This is a genomic window from Streptomyces sp. NPDC030862 (assembly GCF_055571835.1).
Genome location: NZ_JBVIEN010000005.1, coordinates 229,313 through 247,832, shown reverse-complemented (window position 1 = coordinate 247,832; position 18,520 = coordinate 229,313). Strand labels below are relative to the sequence as shown.

General features: G+C 73.0%; 17 protein-coding genes. 6 read left to right on the top strand and 11 right to left on the bottom strand.

What is annotated here, in order from left to right; genetic code table 11:
- Nucleotides 1-78 precede the first annotated feature (78 nt).
- Nucleotides 79-984 carry a PIG-L deacetylase family protein gene (locus ACZ42X_RS15585; RefSeq protein ID WP_468289350.1) on the bottom strand — a complete coding sequence of 302 codons (906 nt, stop codon included), beginning with the start codon at nt 982-984 and terminating at the stop codon, nt 79-81.
- Nucleotides 981-1,877: a glycosyltransferase family 2 protein gene (locus tag ACZ42X_RS15580; RefSeq protein WP_468289347.1), complete on the bottom strand. Its 897-nt coding sequence runs from the start codon at nt 1,875-1,877 to the stop codon at nt 981-983. The genes ACZ42X_RS15585 and ACZ42X_RS15580 overlap by 4 nt, the downstream gene beginning before the upstream one ends.
- Nucleotides 1,878-2,414: 537 nt before the next feature.
- On the opposite strand from ACZ42X_RS15580, the gene ACZ42X_RS15575 reads away from it, so the two are divergent.
- Genes ACZ42X_RS15575 through ACZ42X_RS15555 form a run of 5 tightly spaced genes read left to right on the top strand, consistent with a single transcriptional unit; the run spans nt 2,415 to nt 7,258 of the window.
- Entirely contained in the window at nt 2,415-3,959 is a 1,545-nt protein-coding gene (locus ACZ42X_RS15575; RefSeq protein ID WP_468289344.1) for an alkaline phosphatase family protein, read from the top strand.
- A 29-nt stretch (nt 3,960-3,988) separates the two neighbouring features.
- Entirely contained in the window at nt 3,989-4,267 is a 279-nt protein-coding gene (locus ACZ42X_RS15570; protein ID WP_468289342.1) for an acyl carrier protein, read from the top strand.
- 30 nt (nt 4,268-4,297) lie between these two features.
- Nucleotides 4,298-6,139: a B12-binding domain-containing radical SAM protein gene (locus ACZ42X_RS15565; protein ID WP_468289339.1), complete on the top strand. Its 1,842-nt coding sequence runs from the start codon at nt 4,298-4,300 to the stop codon at nt 6,137-6,139.
- Complete coding sequence (locus tag ACZ42X_RS15560; RefSeq protein WP_468289336.1) at nt 6,126-7,016, top strand: DUF4346 domain-containing protein; 891 nt, start codon at nt 6,126-6,128, stop codon at nt 7,014-7,016. The genes ACZ42X_RS15565 and ACZ42X_RS15560 overlap by 14 nt, the downstream gene beginning before the upstream one ends.
- On the top strand, nt 7,013-7,258 hold the full coding sequence (locus tag ACZ42X_RS15555) for a phosphopantetheine-binding protein (protein ID WP_468289333.1): 246 nt from the start codon (nt 7,013-7,015) through the stop codon (nt 7,256-7,258). Before ACZ42X_RS15560 ends, ACZ42X_RS15555 begins: the two co-directional genes overlap by 4 nt.
- A 30-nt stretch (nt 7,259-7,288) precedes the next feature.
- On the opposite strand, the gene ACZ42X_RS15550 is transcribed toward ACZ42X_RS15555, so the two are convergent.
- From ACZ42X_RS15550 to ACZ42X_RS15510, 9 genes are all read right to left on the bottom strand, one after another.
- On the bottom strand, nt 7,289-7,840 hold the full coding sequence (locus tag ACZ42X_RS15550; protein WP_468289330.1) for a hypothetical protein: 552 nt from the start codon (nt 7,838-7,840) through the stop codon (nt 7,289-7,291).
- The gene (locus ACZ42X_RS15545; RefSeq protein WP_468289328.1) at nt 7,837-8,565 is read right to left on the bottom strand and encodes a phytanoyl-CoA dioxygenase family protein; all 729 of its coding nucleotides are present in this window, start codon (nt 8,563-8,565) and stop codon (nt 7,837-7,839) included. The genes ACZ42X_RS15550 and ACZ42X_RS15545 overlap by 4 nt, the downstream gene beginning before the upstream one ends.
- An 88-nt stretch (nt 8,566-8,653) precedes the next feature.
- Nucleotides 8,654-9,493 carry an LLM class flavin-dependent oxidoreductase gene (locus tag ACZ42X_RS15540; RefSeq protein ID WP_468289325.1) on the bottom strand — a complete coding sequence of 280 codons (840 nt, stop codon included), beginning with the start codon at nt 9,491-9,493 and terminating at the stop codon, nt 8,654-8,656.
- A complete protein-coding gene (locus ACZ42X_RS15535) occupies nt 9,490-11,046 on the bottom strand; it encodes an aldehyde dehydrogenase family protein (protein WP_468289322.1) in 1,557 nt (518 codons plus the stop codon). The genes ACZ42X_RS15540 and ACZ42X_RS15535 overlap by 4 nt, the downstream gene beginning before the upstream one ends.
- Nucleotides 11,047-11,085: 39 nt before the next feature.
- Nucleotides 11,086-11,844 (bottom strand): 4'-phosphopantetheinyl transferase superfamily protein, encoded by a 759-nt coding sequence (locus ACZ42X_RS15530; protein WP_468289319.1) that lies wholly within the window; start codon nt 11,842-11,844, stop codon nt 11,086-11,088.
- Entirely contained in the window at nt 11,841-13,049 is a 1,209-nt protein-coding gene (locus ACZ42X_RS15525) for a cytochrome P450 (RefSeq protein ID WP_468289316.1), read from the bottom strand. Before ACZ42X_RS15525 ends, ACZ42X_RS15530 begins: the two co-directional genes overlap by 4 nt.
- Nucleotides 13,046-14,488, bottom strand: a complete 1,443-nt coding sequence (locus ACZ42X_RS15520; protein WP_468289313.1) for a M78 family metallopeptidase domain-containing protein — start codon at nt 14,486-14,488, stop codon at nt 13,046-13,048. Before ACZ42X_RS15520 ends, ACZ42X_RS15525 begins: the two co-directional genes overlap by 4 nt.
- The gene (locus ACZ42X_RS15515) at nt 14,485-14,790 is read right to left on the bottom strand and encodes a hypothetical protein (protein WP_468289311.1); all 306 of its coding nucleotides are present in this window, start codon (nt 14,788-14,790) and stop codon (nt 14,485-14,487) included. Before ACZ42X_RS15515 ends, ACZ42X_RS15520 begins: the two co-directional genes overlap by 4 nt.
- A 119-nt stretch (nt 14,791-14,909) precedes the next feature.
- Nucleotides 14,910-16,250, bottom strand: coding sequence for an alkaline phosphatase family protein (locus tag ACZ42X_RS15510; RefSeq protein WP_468289308.1), 1,341 nt, complete (start codon nt 16,248-16,250; stop codon nt 14,910-14,912).
- 709 nt (nt 16,251-16,959) lie between these two features.
- On the opposite strand from ACZ42X_RS15510, the gene ACZ42X_RS15505 reads away from it, so the two are divergent.
- On the top strand, nt 16,960-18,507 hold the full coding sequence (locus ACZ42X_RS15505; RefSeq protein ID WP_468289305.1) for a carbamoyltransferase family protein: 1,548 nt from the start codon (nt 16,960-16,962) through the stop codon (nt 18,505-18,507).
- The last annotated feature ends 13 nt before the right edge of the window (nt 18,508-18,520 follow it).

The window sequence follows — 18,520 nt, the reverse complement described above, 5'->3', positions numbered from 1 at the left end:
TTTCACGGTCGTCCGACGGGGCACGTGACGCGCGGTCGTACGCGGGGCCGGGGCACCGGACCGGTGGACTGCCAGGCCCTAGGGGCCGTCCGGCTCGGCGCCCAGCCAGTGACGGTCGGCGTGCGGTGTCCCCGCCTCGGCTCCATGGGCGCGGGCCCGGGCGAGCAGGGCCCGGTGCAGCCCGTCCGCGCCGCCGAACAGAGCCTCGGCCTGGCTGGCGTAGTGCAGGGCGGCGGCCAGCCAGCGCTCGACCTCGGCGTCGGTGAGGGGCTGGCAGCGGGCTACGAAGCCGTGGTGGTCCCGGCTGCGCACGGGGTAGGGGAAGTCCTCGTACCAGGCGGTGCCGGGCGCGGCGAGCCGCTCCACGGCGGCCCGGGACACCACGTGGTCGACATGCCGGCCGGCGGCCAGGGGGCCGTGCACCCGGGTCCCGGGCGGGCACAGCGGGCGCAGGGCGTCCCGGATCGCGCGGGGCAGATCGTCGTCGTCCGGGTGGCGCGCGGCGAAGAGCCGGGGCGCCGAGCGGTAACGGTATCCGCCGTCCGTGGTGCGCAGCGCGGCGTCGGTGAAGCCGAGCGAGACATGCTCGACACCGAGTTCGCCGAGCGCGGCACGGTCCTCACGACGCCGGACCGCAGGCCGGGCGACGTACCGCCAGGCGTCGGGGTCGTCGGGCGGGGGCGAGCCGGGGGCCGGGCGGCGGCGCACGGGGGGAGCGGCGTGCCGCCGGGTGCCGGGGGCGGCGGAGCGGTGCGCGTCGGCGGCGTCCGGTGGCGCCTCCTCCGGCGCGGAGCCGGGTGCCGGCGCGGCCGCCGGACCGGCCTCCGGCTCCGGCTCCGGCTCCGGTCCGTCGAAGACCGTGACCACCGTGACCGGGAACCCCTGCGCGACCCAGTGGGCGAGCCGGCCGCCGAGAGACCACACCGCGTCGTCCGGGTGCGGGGAGACCACCAGCTGGGCGCGGGCCTCGGGCTGCGCGCTCATAGGGTGCCGGCCGGCCGGGCCCCGGCCGCCTCGGCCCGGACGGCGGTCACATAGCGCTCCGGGGTTCCGTCGGGGCCGAGCAGGGCGGTCAGGGCGCGTACCGCGGGCAGGGGATGCAGCATCGTGAACCGCTCCATGTTCCGTCCGTGCTGGTCCCAGCGGCCCGGCCGGGCGTGGCTGAGATGGATGCCGTACGCCTCGGGCACCAGGGCGCGCCGCAGCCCCGCGGCGTGCAGCCGCACCCCGAACTCGATGTCCTCGCAGCCCCAGTCACGCCCGAACCCCTCGTCGAACCCGCCCACGGAGCGCCAGACCTCTCTCTCGACGGCCGAGTTGGCGCCGACGAAGCCGAGCCAGGCGGCGACGTCCGGCAGGGTCCCCGCGTCCATCGCCTCGACGGCGCGCTCCAGGGCGTTCGCCATCGTGCGGCGCAGGGGGTCCCGGCCGCGGGCGTCCGGAGCGGATCCGGTCAGCTCGGCGGCGGTCCGCTGGATGTCGGGCCAGGGCGCGTCCGCCAGCGCCGTCACCAGTCGTGCCGCCATGGGGAGTTCGCGCATCCGGCCGTGCAGGAAGAACCCGGGCCGGGCGGCGTCGGCGTACGCCCGCAGGAAGCGGGGGCCGACGACGACGTCGGCGTCGAGGAAGACCAACCAGGGGGCCTCGGCCACGCCGGCACCGGTGTTGCGGACGGCCGCCCGCCCTCGTCCGGGACCGGGCACCACGCGCAGCGGCAGCCGGTCGCGCGCCTCGGCGAGGACCCCGGCGAGTGCCGGACGCCCCTCGGGCGCGTTGTCGTCGACCACGATCACCTCGTGGGCGGGTGCGTCGGTCTGGGCTGCGAGACAGGCGAGCGTGAGGCGCAGCCGCTGGTGATCGCCCCGGGTGGGGATCACCACCGCCAGGGTGAGCGGAGCGGATGGCAGGGGCGGGGACATGCATCGGCCTTTCCGTCGGCAGGGGAATCAGCGCTGCCCGGCACATCGCGGCGCGTTCCGGAACGCGGGAAACCGGGCGGGTGCCCTGCGGAAATCGACGTGAACGACAGAGGAAGACGCGGGATGACGCCGGATCGTCCGTGAAGAGCCCGCCTTGGAAGGCTCCATCGACGAAGCCGGGGAAGTCAACCGGGCATGCGGAATTTCGGAAAGCAGTCTGCCCGGAAAGCGCGCGCGGACACCGGAGCGATCACTCCTGGCGATTCGTTTTGGCCATAACGACACGGAAGCCGGATCCGTGTCCGGCACATCCGGAAGGAGCTGTTCATACGCGTCGTCGGTCTCTCCGAACCGAACGGCGGAACACGACCGGAACGGCGCCCGAGCCTCGGTTTTCGGTCAAGGTGCTCCTGACAAAGGTCTTTCGCAGAATGCCGGTCTGCTTCAGTGTTACGGTCAAGTCCGATCACCGGCGACACTGCTGGAGGCAATCACGTGCCACCCTCGCCGCTCGCCCTCGTCATCGGAATCGACGGGGGCACGTTCGATCTCATCGACCCCCTGGTCGAGCGGGGACTGATCCCGAACATCGGAAGTCTCCTGGCCGCCTCGGCCAGCAGCAGGACCACCTGCACCTGGCCGGCCCACACCGCTCCCGGCTGGTCCACCTTCGTCAGCGCGGCGGACCCCGGCAACCACGGCATCTACCAGTTCTACGACACCCAGGACCCCGGCTACGGCGCCCGGATCACCCAGGCCGGTGACCTGGGGCGGTCCTCGGCATGGGACTGGCTCGCGGCGCAGTCGTACACGCTCGGGCTCGTCAACATCCCCATGTCCCACCCGCCGGCCGACCTCCCCGGTTACCAGATCACCTGGCCCCTGGAGCGCACCCTGCGGCACTGCCGCCCCGACTCGCTGCTGCGCGAACTCGCCAGGGCCCGGGCGCACTTCCAGTCCGACCTCGCCACGATGTTCCGCGGGGACATGGGCTATCTGGATCAGGCCGAGCGCAATGTCGAGGCCCGGATCCGGTCCGTGCGGCATCTGATGACCACCCGGCCCACGGACGTCGTCATGGTCGTCCTGACCGAAGCCGACCGGGTCGGGCACCACTACTGGCACTACGAGGACGCGGGGCACCCCCGGCACGAGGACGCCCCGGCGGACAGCGGCTGGGAGCGAGCTCTCACCCGGGTCTACCAGGCGTTGGACACCGCGGTGGGCGAGCTGCTGGAGCTGGTGGACGAGGACACCGTGGTGACGCTCGTCTCCGACCACGGTCTGGGCCGGGGCCGGTACGCGTTCTCCGTGCACCAGGTGCTCGAGGAAGCGGGCCTGCTCGCCACCGAGCCCGGCGAGGGGCCCGCCGAGGGCGCCGCGAGCTGGTTCGCCGACGGCGGGCGGCGGGTGGACTTCTCCCGGACGGCCGTCTACATGCCGGTCCCCGGCTCCTACGGCCTCAACCTCAATCTCAAGGCGCGGCAGCACCGGGGCACCGTCGCCCCCCGGGACCGGGACCGGGTCACCGCGGAGGTGACCGACCTGCTCGGCACGCTGAAGGGACCCACGGGTGACCCGGTCTTCCAGGCGGTACTGCCCCGGCAGGAGGCCTATCCGGGCGGCAACGGCGAGCGCGCGCCCGATCTGCTGCTGGTCCCGGCGGACGAGTCCCTGCTTCCGGTCACCTCGTTGACCGGCGCGCTGTGGACTCCCAGCGCCCAGAGCGGACTCCACCGGCACGAGGGCATCTGGGCGCAGCGCTCACCACGCGTCCGGCCGGGCCGGCTGCCCGGCACGATCCCGCTGACCGACGCGATGCCCACGCTGCTGACGGACCTCGGGGCCGCCTGGCCGCAGGACGTCGACGGCCGCCCGCGCACCGAGGTGTTCACCGAGGACGTGCCGGTCCCCGCGACGGACCGGTCCCTGGCCCTGCGGGACGCCGCGCCGTCCGCGCCCGGCCCGGCGGACACGACGGAGGACACGGGCGAGGACGACTACACCAGCAGCCGGCTGCGCGAGATGGGCTACCTGTGAGCGACCACCGACACGAAGGGATGCGCGACATGGAACCAGAGGAGATGAAGGCCCGGCTGCGCAAGGTGCTCGTCGACTCCCTCGAACTGTCCCTCGAGCCGTCCGAGGTCCCTGACAAGGGGCTCGTCCAGGCCCTGGGACTGGATTCGATCAACACCATCGAGTTCCTGATCTGGGTGGAGAGCGAGTTCGGAGTGGAGATCGCCGACGAAGACCTCTCGATCAAGCTGATCGACGACCTCGACCTGCTCGCCGAGTACGTCAGCAGCCGGGTGCAGACGGGCGAGCCCGCCAACGAGCCGGTCTGAGCGCCCGGCCCCCGCCTCCTGGGAGAGTCGATGATTCAGGACGTCACCCTCGAAACGCGTAGCCCCCGGCGGAAACCGGGAGAGTTCGAGCTCTCGCTGGACCCCCGTGTCACCGATCCCGCCTCGTTCAAGGTCAGCTTCCTCATCCTGCTGGACGGCGATCTCGTGATGTCGCCGGAGCACCTCGGCGTCGCCTACATGGCCAGCGTGCTGCGGCACGTCGGCTTCACCGCAGAGATCCGGGAGGTGGAGCACGGCGACGAGCACCATGCGGCGGCCGTCGCCCATCTGCGGGAGTACCGTCCGGATCTGGTGTGCTTCACGCTGATGAGCCTCAATGTGACGAGCTGCGTCAGCCTGTGCCGGCAGTTGCGCGAGGCGCTGCCGGACACCCCGATCGCCTGCGGCGGCCCGGCCGGTACGTTCGCCGGCCAGGACGTGCTGCGCAACAACCCGTACGCGGACATCGTCGCCGTCGGCGAGGGCGAGCCCACGATTCTCGACCTCGCCCAGCGGCTCTACCTCAAGGAGCCGCTGACCGACTGCCCCGGCATCTGCTACCGGGACGAGGAGGGCGGCATCCGGCAGAACCCGGCCCGGCCCCTCATCCACGACCTGGAGGTGCTGCCGTTCCCGGCCCGGGACCAGCTCAGCCAGCACGGCGACAAACTGGAGTACGTACGGGTCAGCACCAGCCGCGGCTGCGTCGCCAACTGCGCCTTCTGCTCGGCACCCCATCTGAAGAACCGGGTGCAGGCCGGCAAGGCGTGGCGCGGACGCGGGCCCGAGCAGATCGTCGAAGAGGTCGCGCAGATCGTCGAACGGCACAACTTCCGCACCTTCGACTTCGTGGACTCCACCTTCGAGGACCCCGACGGCGGCCGGGTCGGCAAGAAGCGGGTCGCCGCCATCGCCCAGGGCATCCTCGACCGCGGGCTGGACATCTACTACAACGTCTGCATGCGGGCCGAGAACTGGCACGACACCCCCGAGGACCACGCGCTGCTCGACCTGCTCACCGCCTCCGGCCTGGAGAAGGTGAACGTCGGCATCGAGGCGGGCACCGCCGAGGAACTGCTGCTGTGGGAGAAGCGCGCCACGGTCGAGGACAACGTCACCATCATCCGGATGCTGCGCGAGCACGGCATCTACCTGGCGATGGGCTTCATCCCGTTCCATCCGTACGCGACCGTCGACACGCTGACGGCCAACGCCCGGTTCCTGCGGGACAACGCCGGGCACAACCTGCGCCGCATGACGGAACGGCTGGAGATCTACCCGGGTACGACGATCGTGCGCCGCCTTGAGTCCGACGACCTGCTCGACCACAGCTACCACGACAGCCTCGACCCGTACGGCTACTCCTTCGCGGACGAGAAGGTCGGTCTGCTGGCCAAGCATTTCGCGCGGCTCTACAACAACGAGGACTACCACCGGCGCGGGGTCATCACCGAGCAGTCCGCGGTGTTCGAGTTCGAGACCTACAACGTGGTCCTGCAGACCTTCATCTCCCGGCTGCAGCGCCGCTTCCGCAAGCTGCCCGGCGTGGAGGAGGTGATGGAGGAGTTCAAGGAGCGGGTGCACGCCATCCGCCAGGAGATGGGGCAGTTCAACTACGCCTTCTTCATGTCCAACCTCGAAGCGGTGCTGAACGACTCGCTGGACGCCGACAAGCAGGAGCGCCAGGTCGTGGAGGTCGAGCAGTACTTCCGCGACCGGCTCGACCAACTGCGCTCGGAGCAGCTGCGGGTGGGCAAGCGGCTCACCCGGCTGGGAGCCCGGGTGACCGAGATCAGCTCCACGCTGCCTCCGGTACGTCCGGGCGGCCTGCCGCGCACGTACACCGGCGAGGGCACCGGTGCCACGTGGTGAACCGGCCCAGGAGGGCGAGGTCGCGGTCTGCAGCCTGAGCAGCCGGGAGCTGGTGGAACCCCTCTCCGCGCTGCCGGGCGTGGCGCTGGCCGGCACGCTGATGACGGCCAACCTCGGGATCGAGGAGCTGCTGCGCACCCTCGCGCGCCGGCCCGGGATCCGGGGGCTGGTCGTCTGCGGCCGGGACTCGCCGCGCTTCCTCGCCGGACAGAGCCTGCTGGCCCTCTTCCGGGACGGGGTCGATCCCGAGCGCCGCAGCATCGTCGGGGCGGCGGGCTATCTGCCACTGCTCCGTTCCGTCCCGCTGCACGAGGTGGAGCGGCTGCGCGCCCGGGTGGAGGTCGTGGACGCCCGGGGGGAGTGCGATCCGCTGGTGCTCGGTGAGATCGTGCAGAAGCTGCGGGCCCGCCTCTGCGCCGCGCCGCGGCCGACGCCGGGCGGCCGGACGCCCGCCGACGGCCGGACGACCGCCGACGGCCGGACGACCGCAGGAGACGGCCCGGGCGGCCCGGTGCCGGGCTTTCACCGGCTGCGGGCCGGGGGCAGGCGCGTGGGACTCAGCCAGGTGCTGGACGGGTTCGTGGTGATCAGCCTGGACCGGCGGGCCCGGCGGATCGTCCTGCGGCACTACGACAACGACCTGACGCCCCGGCACGAGATGACCGGTGTCCGGGCCGAGTCCATGCTGCTGGGGCTGTTGCGCGCCGAGGTGATCACCGACCCGGCCCATGCCGGCTACCTCGGCGGCGAGCTGACCAAGGCCGAGACCGCCCTGCGCCTCGGCCTTCCCTACGTCCAGGACCTGCCGCTGCGCGCACCGGGCCGCCCCGGGAACGCCGTGCTGCCGGTGTACGAGCGAGAGGAGCCCCAGCCGTGACCGACGCATCGCCCGACCGGCCGAGTATGGCGGAGTTCATGACCGCTGTCGTGACGGGACTCGGGCTGGAGGGTACGGAACTCGACCCGGACGTCCCGCTGGGCACCCAGGTCTCCGTGGAGTCCGTCCGCATGATCGAACTCGCCATCCTCCTGGAGGAGGAACTCGGCCTGGACCTCCCGCCCGACCTGGACCTGCGCACGTGCAGCCCCCAGGAGCTGTACGCGGGCCTGACGGGCTGACAGCCGGAACACCCGGCCCGTGAGGAGCGCTCACGCCGGCCAGATACGCAGTTCCTCCTTGATCAACCGGGCCGTGACCGGCAGGCCCCGGGCCGGGTCCCAGGCGTCCGGGCCGAGGAGGCGGGCGGTGAAGCCGTCCGGGGACAGCCGCTGCCAGGCGCCCACGGCACCCGCGTCCGGGTCGGTCAGCAGCAGGGTGACCGGACACGGCAACGGGTCGCCGGAGGGCGCCGTCGCGTCCTGGGGACCGCGCGCCGGCCCCGGGCAGAACAGCACCCGGGCCGGTGGTGTTCCGGCCGCCTGCGCCGCCCGCACCGCCTGGGCCACGGCGGCCGGCAGGGTGGCACACCCGGGCCCCCCGTCCGCTACGGCGAGCAGCGCCCAGGGCAGGCCCTCGGCCGTCCCGGAGACAGGCGGCAGCGGCTCCTGCGGGGTGGCCGGCAGCACCGCGGTCTCCGGCCGCAGTGCTGCCGGCAGCTCCGGCCCGAGGACGCCGGCCGGGTCCAGCACCACCAGCCGCAGCACCGGATCCGGGCCCGGCTCCTGCAGGAACCGGCCGACGTCCATGGCCGCCGCGCTCATTCGAGACCGTCCGCGAGTCCGAGGGCGAAGTAGTTCTCGAAGCCCAGCAGCCGCCGCATCCGGGCGTCGCTGCGCTCGACGACCTCCGGCCGCAGCCCGGCGAAGAAGTTCTGCTGCTGCCGGACGTAGCCGCGGCAGTAGTAGTTCAGGATGCCGTGCCGGGGCCGGTCGGTGACGTTCGCGCCGGTCTGGTGCCACAACCGTCCGTCGAAGATCATGACGCTGCCCGCCGGGGCGCAGACCGGGATCGTCTCCACGTCCCCCTCGCCGCGGTCGTAGTCCGGCTGCCGGCCGAGCAGATGGCTGCCCGGGACCAGCCGCGTGGCGCCGTTGTCCTCGGTGAAGTCGTCCAGCATCCACATGCTGTTGGCGACGAGCGCGTACGGCGGCCAGGGCGGCCGCGCGAACGTCTGGTCCGCGTGGACGTTCATGGCGGCGCCGCCGGGGCCCGCGATGTTGGCATGGGTGCTGGACAGCAGGAAGTTGAAGCCCAGCACCTCCTCCATCAGATCCAGCACCAGGGGGTCGCGAACGCTGCGCTCGAATTCCTCGCCCTTGTTGAGCAGACTGAACACCCGTTGGTTTCCGCCGTCGTAGAGAAAGGCGCTGCCGTCTTCCCGTTCCTTTTTCGCGACGTCGAGGAGGCGTTTTCTGAGCTGCTTGAACTCCCGGTCCGAAATCGGGCACTCAAGGAGGCAGTAGCCGTATTCCTGAAGATCCTCCACTGCCTTCAGCTTATTGCTCGTTAGGGTGGCAGACATGAAACCGAATTTAGCAGGGGGCGGGGATGCGCGAAAGAGACGGATACGGGATTCAGGACAGCAGGACCTCGGCGAGCCGGTCCACCTGCGTGAGCCGTGCCGCGGTCGGATGGAAGATCACCTCGTCGAATCCCGCGGCGGCCAGCCGGTCCACCTGTTCGCGGATTCCTTCCGGTGTACGCGGGGTTTTCGCGACAAAGGACTCGGCCTCGTCCCCGAGCACCCCGAAGTACTGCCGGACGAATGCGGCGGCCTCCTCGGCCACGTCCTCGCCGAGCCAGAACCGGGAGAGCGCGACGAGCCGGGGCCGCCCGGTGCGTCCCGCGCGGTCCCAGGCTGCGCGGACCTCCTCGGCCCAGGGCGCCACCCGCTCCGGCTCCAGACCGGGCGCGGTCCATCCGTCGGCCCAGCGCACCGTCCGCCGTACGGCGGCCCGGCTCACGCCGCCGACGAGCAGCGGCGGTACCGTGCCCGGCAGGTCACCGGTATCGCCCTTCGCCCGGAGCCGGGCCAGTTCGGCGAGCTGGGCGTCGAACACCGCGGCCCGGCTCGCGAAGTCCCGCCCGGCCGCCTGGAAGTCGTCGGCGCGCACCCCGGGCCCGAGGCCGAGGGTGACCCGGTCCCCGGCGAGGGAGGCGACGGTGGCGGCCTCCTTGGCGAGCACCGCGGCGGTGGTCAGCGGGGCCACGAGGATGTTGGTGGACAGCGCGATGCGCGAGGTGACGGCGGCTGCCGCGGCCAGCACGGCGAGCGGCTCGTGGCCGGGGTAGCACAGCCGGTGGGTTGCGGCGGCCGACGAGAAGCCGCACTCCTCGGCCCGCACCGCCCACCGGGTCTGGAGAGCCCCGGAGGCGCCGGGGACCGTGTTGGGGAAGGCGATGCCGATCTTCACGGGGTACTCCACGGACGGGACACGGCCGGCGGCCGGTCGGAACCGAGCAGGTGGTAGGGGGTCGGGGTGAGGCCGGGTGGTCCGTCGGTGCTGTCGACGACGACCTGGCGGCGGCGGTACGCGTCGAGTTCGTTGGTCACCCGGTCCCAGGCGGTCCCGGCCGGGCCGCTCCCCTCAGGGGGCAGGTCGAGGTCGACCAGCCGGTAGTCGTTCACCCACACCCGTTCGGCGTGCAGGGCCTCGGCGACCGTACGCGCGTGTCCGGCGTCCGCCGACCAGACGCCGGCGCTCAGCCCGTACCGGGAGGCGTTGGCGACGCGGACGGCGTCGGCGTCGTCGCGGGCCCGCAGGACGGACAGCACGGGGCCGAAGATCTCCTCCTGGGCGACGGCGTCGTCGGGCGACACGTCCGCGAGCACGGTCGGCAGGAAGTAGGCGCCCGGGTCGAGCCCTGCAGGCAGTTCCCCGGGCTCGGGCATCCGGCCCCCGCACACCAGCCGCGCGCCCTCCGCGAGACCGCGCTCGGTGAAGTGCCGGGCGGTGCGGGCCTGGTTGCGGGAGACCAGCGGCCCCAGGTCGGTGTCCGGGTCGAGCGGGTTGCCGAGGCGCAGGGCCCCGGCCCGTTCCCGGACCCGGTCGACGAACTCGTCGTACACGTCGGTGTGCACCACGGCCCGGGAACCGGCCATGCACACCTGCCCGTTGTGGAGGAAGATGCCCCAGGCCACGCCGGCGGCCGCCCGGTCGAGGTCGGCGTCGGCGAGGACCACGTTCGGGGACTTGCCGCCGAGGTCCAGCCGGGTGTTCACGCCGGTGGCGGCGGCGCCGCTGCGCACGCTCTCCCCCACGGCGTCCGAGCCGGTGAACGCCAGCAGGTCGACCCCGGGGGCCCGGACGAGGCTGTCCCCGGTCGTACCGCCGGGGCCGGTGACGATGTTGACGACGCCGGGGGGCAGGCCGCACTCGTGCATCAGCCGGACCAGTTCCAGGGCCGTGAGCGAGGTGAACGACGCCGGTTTGACCACGCAGGTGTTGCCCGCCGCGATGGCCGGGGCGATGCGCCAGGCCGCCAGCAGCAGCGGCAGGTTCCAGGGCACGATCGCGGCGACCACGCCGAGCGGCTGCCAGCGCAGGTAGTGCGGTGACCGGTCCTCGGCGGCGCCGGGCCGGGCGAGCCGTGCGGGCAGCCGCTCGGCCCACCAGGCGCTCCAGGCGAACGCGGCGCGCGCTCCGGGGACGTCGGCGCCGAGGGCCTTGCGCAGGGTGGTGCCGTTGTCACGGACCTCCAGCTCGGCGAGACGGCCGGACTCCGCGGAGAGCCGCTCGGCGACCCGGCGGAGCACCGCGGCGCGTTCGCCGGGAGCCATCCGGGGCCAGGGGCCCAGGTCGAAGGCGCGGCGGGCCGCCGCCACCGCCGTCTCGACGTCCTCCGCGCCGCAGCGCGGCACGTCAGCGAGGTGGCGACGGGTGGCCGGCTCGAACGTGCGGAAGGTCGCGCCGTCCTGGGCCGGGGCCGGACCGCCGTCCACGTACCTCGGGAAGTGCTCTGCCATCTGCCTCCTCCTCGTCGGGCTGGTCCTGCTCTCGGTGCGTCAGAGTGCCGCCAGGTCGCAGCGCCGGCCCCGCCCGGCCATCGGTCCGCTCTCCAGCAGTTCGCCGACGGTCACCCGGCGGACCGTCAGTGCGCCGGGGCGCGTGCCCGGGGGCAGGGCGACCGCGGCACGGTAGGGGGCGGGCACACAGTCCAGATCCCACACCCGCCACAGCCGCGAGTCCGGGCCCCGCACGGCCGCCGGGCCCGGGTGCGCCGGCTGGACGGAGGCCCGCAACCCCTCCCGCAGCCGGCCGCCCCAGGCCTTGACGCAGGCCTCCTTGCGCACCCACAGCCGGAAGAACAGGTCCCAGGCCTCGTACCCGGACAGGGCCGCGACGGCGGCGGCCTCGTCGGCGGGGAAGTACCGGGCGGCGATCCGCGCGGCGGCGACCCGCCGTATTCGTTCGACGTCGGCGCCGACCGGTTCGCCCCGGGTCACCGCCAGCAGGGTCAGGCCCGCCGTGTGCGAGAGGTTGAAGGCCAGGCCCGAGCCCCGGCCGGTGCCGGCCACCTCGGGCTTGCCGTTGTCCTGCCGGGTGAACCGCAGGGCCTCGGGGGCCTTGCCGGTGAGGGTGCCCAGGCACCGGCGCAGCACGGCCTGGCTGAGGGCGAACGCGTCCTGGTCCGTCCGGGACTTCAGCCGGGCCATCCGCTCCCGGTCGGCCGCGGGCAGCAGCAGCCGCGCGGTGCGCACCACCCGGTTCGGGGCCCGGGTGGAGACGCACCACAGCAGCACGGGCACGGCCTGCGCGCTCACGGTGCCGTGTCGAGCCGTACGGGCAGGGCCGCGACCGCGAGCGGCAGCAGCTGGGAGGTGTGCTCCACCTCCTCGGGCGCCACCGCCAGCCCGATACGGGGGTGGGCGGCGAGCAACTCGCCGATTCCGGCGGCGTGCTGGACCAGGACCAGGTCCGTGGCGGGGCACCGGTGGGGTCCGGCGCCGAAGGCGAGCGTGGGCGTCTGCGGCCGCTCGACGTCGAGTTCGCCGGGCCGGCCGACCACGCGCGGGTCCCGGCAGGCGGCCGAGACCAGGGGCAGTACCGCGGCGCCGGCCGGGATGCGCACCCCGGAGAGCTCGACGTCCTCGGTGGCCATCCGCAGCAGGCCGTCGTTGCTGGACGGGTAGAACCGCAGCAGCTCGGCCACGGCGCCCGGGAGCAGCTCCGGCCGCCGCACGAGCCGGTCCCGGATGCCGGGGTCGGCCAGCACTCCGTACAGATGGCGGGCGAGCAGGTCCCGCACCCCGATGAAGCCGGAGATGACCAGCCCGTGCAGCAGGAGGACGCGCTCCTCGTCGGTGAGTTTCCCGCCCTCGGCGTCCGGGTCGTCCAGTCCCAGCAGGACTCCGGCGACGTCGTCGCCGTCGCGCGCCCGGCGCTCCTGAAGGAGGCCGGCGAACGCCTTGGCCAGCCGGGTCCGGCAGGCCTCCTGCTCCGGTCCGCCGGCGCCGCCGGACATCAGCAGGGTCTCGACGTCGCCGGTGATCTCCCGCCACCCGTCGCCGTCGAACCCCAGCAGCTCGCAGACGACCCGGCCGGCGAACGGTGCGGTGTAGGAGCCCACCAGGTCGACGGGCTCCGGGGTGTCCCGGAGGGACGCGGCCAAGTGCGCGGCGATCTCCTTGATGCGGGCCCTCCACCGGGCCGTGCGCTCGGCGGAGAAGGCCGCGGCGACCGGGGTGCGGAAGGCGGTGTGCCGGGGCGGGTCGAGGTCCACGATCCCGGTGCTCTGGCCCCGCCCGAGGCCGGTGCCCGGCAGGGCGGCGGCCCGGGCCCGGCTGAACACCGGGTCGGTCAGGACGGCTCGTACGTCGGCGTCCCGGGTGACGAGCCAGATGGCGCTGCCGTCGGCGAGCCGGACCCGGGAGACCGGCTCCTCGGCGAGCAGCCGCGCGTACTGCGGTGGAACGGTGCCGCCGGGGCCCGCGGGATAGGGGAACACCTCGCCCGCGGTGGCGCTCACCGGGCCGCCCCCAGCGGATAGGCGGGGGTGGCGCGCCGTACCGACGGTTCCATCGGCTCGAAGGGGAAGTCCTGGGCGAGCACCTGGTTGTCCAGCTGGTGTTCCACCACGATGGTGCCGGCGCCGTAGTCCTCCGAGATCTGCTCGACGTCCTCCGCCGTGACCAGCCCGTCCGGCCGGCCCAGCAGCTCGGCCACGCCCCGGGCAGGCGCGAGCAGTTCGAGGGCGAATCCGCGAGCCAGGTGCTGGCGGTGGGTGTGCGCGGCGACGATGAGGAAGTCGGGGTCGTTGTCACAGATGAAGTGGCAGATGGCGCGGGCCTGGAGGAAGCGGCGGGGCCGCTCGGTGTAGCGCCGGCTGGAGACCAGCACCGGTCCCTGGGCGCCCTCGCGGCGGCCGAAGGCGACCAGTCCCCGGTCGACGTACGGCGTCTGCTCGGTGACGTAGGTGAGCAGCGCATCGGTCTCGAACCGCTCGGTGTCCGACACCCCCGCCCAGGCACGGACCCGGCGGGCGAGTTCGTAGCCCAGGTGCCAGGCGTTGTCGAGGCGGCCCGGGGCGAAGAAGGTCTCGCGGACGTCGGCGCACACCTCGCGGAGTTCGGCGACGGCGGGATCGGCCGGGCGGCCGGCCGGCGCGGTCCCCGCGACCTCACGGGCGCGTTCGAGCCAGGCGAGCTGGTCCGTGATGCGCTCGGGTCGCACGCCGTTGAGGAAGTCGAAGGCGTGCAGCTCGGGCAGCTCCCGCACCACCCGCCGGATGGCGTCGGCGTGGGGTGCGGCCTCCGTGTAGGGGTCCAGGCCGAGCCGGGCCGCGGCGCGGCAGAACGCGGCCTCGTCCTCACCGGTGCCGCGCAGCGCGGTCCATTCCTGCTGGAGCGGGGTGTCGTCGACGCCCCACTCGGTCAGCCGGGTGACGACGGCGTCCACGAAGCCGCGCAGGGTCTCGGCGAGCGCCTCGGAACCGACGACGAGGTTGCCGCGGGCGAGATAGCGCGGGCCGGGCCGGGGGTCGGGACCGCCGTCCGGCATCCACACGATCCGGGTCTGCCGTCCCTCGGGCACGAGCAGCACGTCCGGCCAGCGGAATCCGTCGCAGGCGGCCCGCATGACGTGCCGCCGCGACCGCTGCCACCAGGAGCCGCGCTGGTCGCCGACGCCGTTCTTGTAGGCGAAGCGGAGCTGGGAGATCTGGGTGCCGGGGCGGGCGTCGGCCGTCAGCGACCACCAGTTGAAGGCGATCCACTCGGCGAGCGGGTACAGCGAGCCGGTCGTGTACGGCCGTACCGTGCCGGTGGCCGGGTCCTCCACGGTGGTCAGCGGGGTGTGGGTGCCGATGCTCATCTCCACATCGGCCCAGGTCACGGTCCGCTCGTCACGGACGTCCGTGGGCGGTTCCTGCCATTTCCAGACGAGCGAGAACTCGGGCAGCGTGCTCATGCGAGTCCCTCCGGCCATTCGCTCGGGTGCAGGGTGTAGCCGGTGTAGCGGCCCGGATCCGCGCCGGCCAGCCGGAACTCCTGGACGACGTCGCCGGTGCGGTACCAGGCGTACCGCGGGAAGTCGCGCTCCCAGGGGCCGCCCAGCGCCCCCTCGGTGAGCGCGGCGCGCAGCAGCTCCTCCGGGGTGCGGCCGGCCGGCACCGCCGAGGGCAGTGTGTCGGCCGAGCGTGGCTCCCATGCCACATAGGCCGCCTGGCGGGCCAGCGCCTCCCGGTCGACTCCGGCCGGGGGTTCGGTCACGGTCCGGCGCCGTTCGCGCCGCCGTCGGGGTGGTCGTATGTCGCGCATGCGCGGGCCTCCAGGGGAAGGGGACGAAGCGGACGGGAGGACGGACGGTCGGCCGTAGGCTCGTCGGACGTTCAGGCGGAGGTGCCCAGCGGGCGGCCCGGCCAGTCGGCCGGGACCGGGCGGCCGTGGAGGGTGGCCAGGGTGGCCGGGATGTCGACCGGGGCGGCGGGGGCGTCGTCGGTGTGCCCGGGGAGGAAGCCGGGCCCGAGCCCGGCCCAGTAGGACTCTCTGCGGTGCCAGCCGCTCTGCCAGGTCCGGTGGACGTGGCCGGCCCACTGCGGGTCGCCGAGCGGGAGGTAGCGCCAGTCGGCGGGTTCCAGGATCAGGTCGGGCGCCCCCGCGGTCGCCGTACCGGGGTACACCTCCTCGCGGGTCCGCACGTCGGCGAAGTACGGCCGCCCGGTCCGGGGGTTGACGGTGTCCAGCAGCAGGCCGCGCACCTCGTCGCGGACCTGCTCGTACTCGCCCTGGCCGACCGTGCCGTGCTTGTACCGGTCACGGACGTTGATGTTGATGCCGTGGGTGCCCTGGACGGCCTCGAAGGCGCGGGTGCCGGACCAGTCGATGCGGCCGTCCGCACCGGGGGCGAGGAGACCGGCCTCGGCCAGGTGGTCGTTGATCGAGCAGTAGGCGCGCAGCGGTCCGAAGCCGATCTCGGAGAAGGCCAGTACGTCGGTGTGGTCGTCGGCGGCGGCGAGGGCGTCCTGGATCACCTGGTCGCACGTCCGGTACGCGGCGAACACCGCGCTGTCCTGCTCGTGTTCGGGGCCGAGTTCGAGCTCCTGCCAGTAGATGTGCGAGGTGCGGTCGATGCTGGTCAGGTTGACGAGGACGACGTCGGACTCGGGCAACAGCGCGAGGGCGGCCTTGCCGCGCTGCCGGTCGGCCTCCAGCAGCTGGGGCAGCAGTTGCTCCCGTGGCTGGCCGGTCCAGAAGATGGAGACGTCGTGCACGGGCCGGATGCCCTGCTTCGCCAGCCGGCGCTGCAGGTCGCGCGGGTGGCAGGCGTGCAGGGTGGCGTACATCGGATAGCTGATCAGCGCGCCGTCCATCGGCTCGACGGGATGGGTGCCGAAGAGGCCGATACTGGCGAACCTGAGCCCGGCGAACGCCTGGTGGTGCCAGAGCAGCGGGTGGCGGCGGTCCTTGGAGCCGAGGACCTGCGGGGAGTACTCGGGGTCGTGGCAGGTCCAGTACGAGAAGAAGCCGTGGTCGGCGGCTCGCCTGCCGGTGAGCACGCTGAGCAGGCCGGGTGGTTCGTAAGGGGTGCCTTCGGCGGAGAGGGGGCCGTGCGCGCCCTCGCGGCGCAGCCGGGCGAAGCCGGGAAGAGCACCCGCTTCGCACCAGCGGTCCAGCAGGGCGGGAGCCGCGCCCTCCGTGATGATCACTATCGTTCGATGCTGCTTCGTCACCCAGCACTCCCTCGTCCAGACGTACAGGGGATCGCCGCTTGCGGAGTGGGAACGGTTGTGAGCCGCGCTTCGGGCACCGGGCGGGGCCAGGGGGGACGGGTCGTGCCGCACGTCCGGGTGCCATGCCGACAGCACTGCACGGTACATGCGGATCCGGGTGTCGTATGCCCCGCCGAATGATGATGGCCGAAAGGAATTCCCCCTGCCGCTCGCAGAAGGCCGCAACCAGGCGGCGGCGGCCTCGGAACGGCCCTCGAACGGCTGCTGGAGATGGGTGTTTCAGTCAACTAGGGGTGGCGGAGGGGACGCCTCCTTGACAGTGCTCGACGCCGGTTGATTACAGTTCGGCTGTCCGTTCGCTTTCCCGATCTTCCGTTGACCGCCGTTTCCCGCGGAGCGCCCCTCTCGCCGTCCGCAGGCTGTCCCGTACGTCGCTCACGCCCTGCGCGTTCTCAGCCGGGCCGGTGCATGCGTCGCGGACCGGTGGCACGTGCGTCCCCTTTTCGACGCGGGGCGGAACGTTCGACCACCGTCCGGCCGCCCAGGGCGACTCCCCGGCTCGGGCGTCAGCCGTCGCATGTCCCGACGATGTCCCTCACACCGGAAAGGACAGGATATGACCGTGTTGGGCTTAGGTGGATCCGGGCACGACTGGGCCTCCTGCGCCACCGACGGCAGCCGGCTTGTTGCAGTGGACGAGGAACGGCTCATGCGCAGCAAGTACGGCCTGGGAGCGGATCTGCTGGCGGGCGTCAGCCGGCAGGCGTGTCTGGCGCAACTGAACACCACCGCGGCCGAGGTGGAGCACGTGGTCGCCTGCGAGCTCGTACCCCGGCCCTTCTACCACTCCTTCCGGCGACGGGTCACGGTGATCAACCATCATCTGGCCCACGCCTACAGTGCGTTCGGAGCCTCCGGCATGTCCCGGGCCGCGGTGCTGGTGTGCGACAACTCCGGCAGTCTCACCGTCGGCGACAAGTCGGGGGCCACCGCCCGGGAGGCGGAGACCATCAGCTCCTTCGTCGCCGACGAGCAGGGCATACGGCTGCTCGACCGGGTCAGCGGGGCGCATGTGGTGGACGCCGGTTCGGAGAGCGCCTACTACCAGCCCGGCGAGACCGACAACTCGCTCGGGCATCTGTACCGCACCGCGAGCCTCGCCATCGGGCTCGCCTACACCGGACCCAAGACCCGCTTCCCGGTCAGCGAGGACGGCAAGACCATGGGCCTCGCGCCGTACGGCGACGAGCGGTTCGTGGACGACCTGGCGGAACTGGTCACCCTGCTGCCCGGCGGCGGCGTCAGCATCTCCGCGAGCAAGGTCGCGCACCTGCTGGGACGGCTGGCGCAGGACGCCGACTTCGACACCCGGGCGGCCATCGCACGCGCCGCCCAGGAGGTGCTGGAGCGGGCCCTGGTGCACTGTGCCCGCGCGCTGCACGAGCGGACCGGGCTGACCGATCTGTGCATCGCGGGCGGTGTCGGCCTCAACAGCGTCGCCAACGGCCGGATCCTGAAGGAGACCCCGTTCGAGCGGCTCTTCGTCGTGCCCGCCGCGGGAGACAACGGCATCAGCCTCGGCTGCGCCTACTACGGGCTGCACGCGTTGGAGGGCGTGCCGATGGCGGAGCTGCCCGCCCTGAGGAACGCCTACCTGGGTCCCGAGTACCCGCGCTCGCGGGCCCGCGCGGCCGTCGCCGCCTCGGGGCTGCCCGCCCGCACCCCCGAGGACCTCCCCGGTGAAGTCGCCGCGCTGCTGGCCGAGGGCCGGATCGTGGGCTGGTGGGACGGGCGCAGCGAGTTCGGTCCGCGGGCGCTCGGGCACCGCAGCATCTTCGCCGCCCCGTTCCCGGCCTCCGTGCGCGACCACCTCAACGAGAACGTCAAGTTCCGCGAGTGGTTCCGGCCGTACGCGCCGGTCATCCGTGCCGAGCGCAGCGGAGAGTTCTTCGACCTCGGGCAGCCCTCGCCGTACATGCTGATCGTCACGAAGGTCACCCGTCCCGACGCCATCCCGGCGGCGGCCCACGTGGACGGCACGGCCCGGCACCAGACGCTGGAGGAGCACCAGAACCCGGCGGTGTACCGGCTGCTGGGCGAGTTCGAGCGGCTGACCGGCTGCCCGGTGCTGCTCAACACCTCCTTCAACGTGGCGGGCCAGCCCATCGTGGAGACCCCGGAGGAGGCCGTCGAGGCCTTCGCGGCCATGAACCTCGACCATCTGGTCGTCGGCGACCAGTTGGTGAGCAAGGCCTGAACGGAGGGGCTGC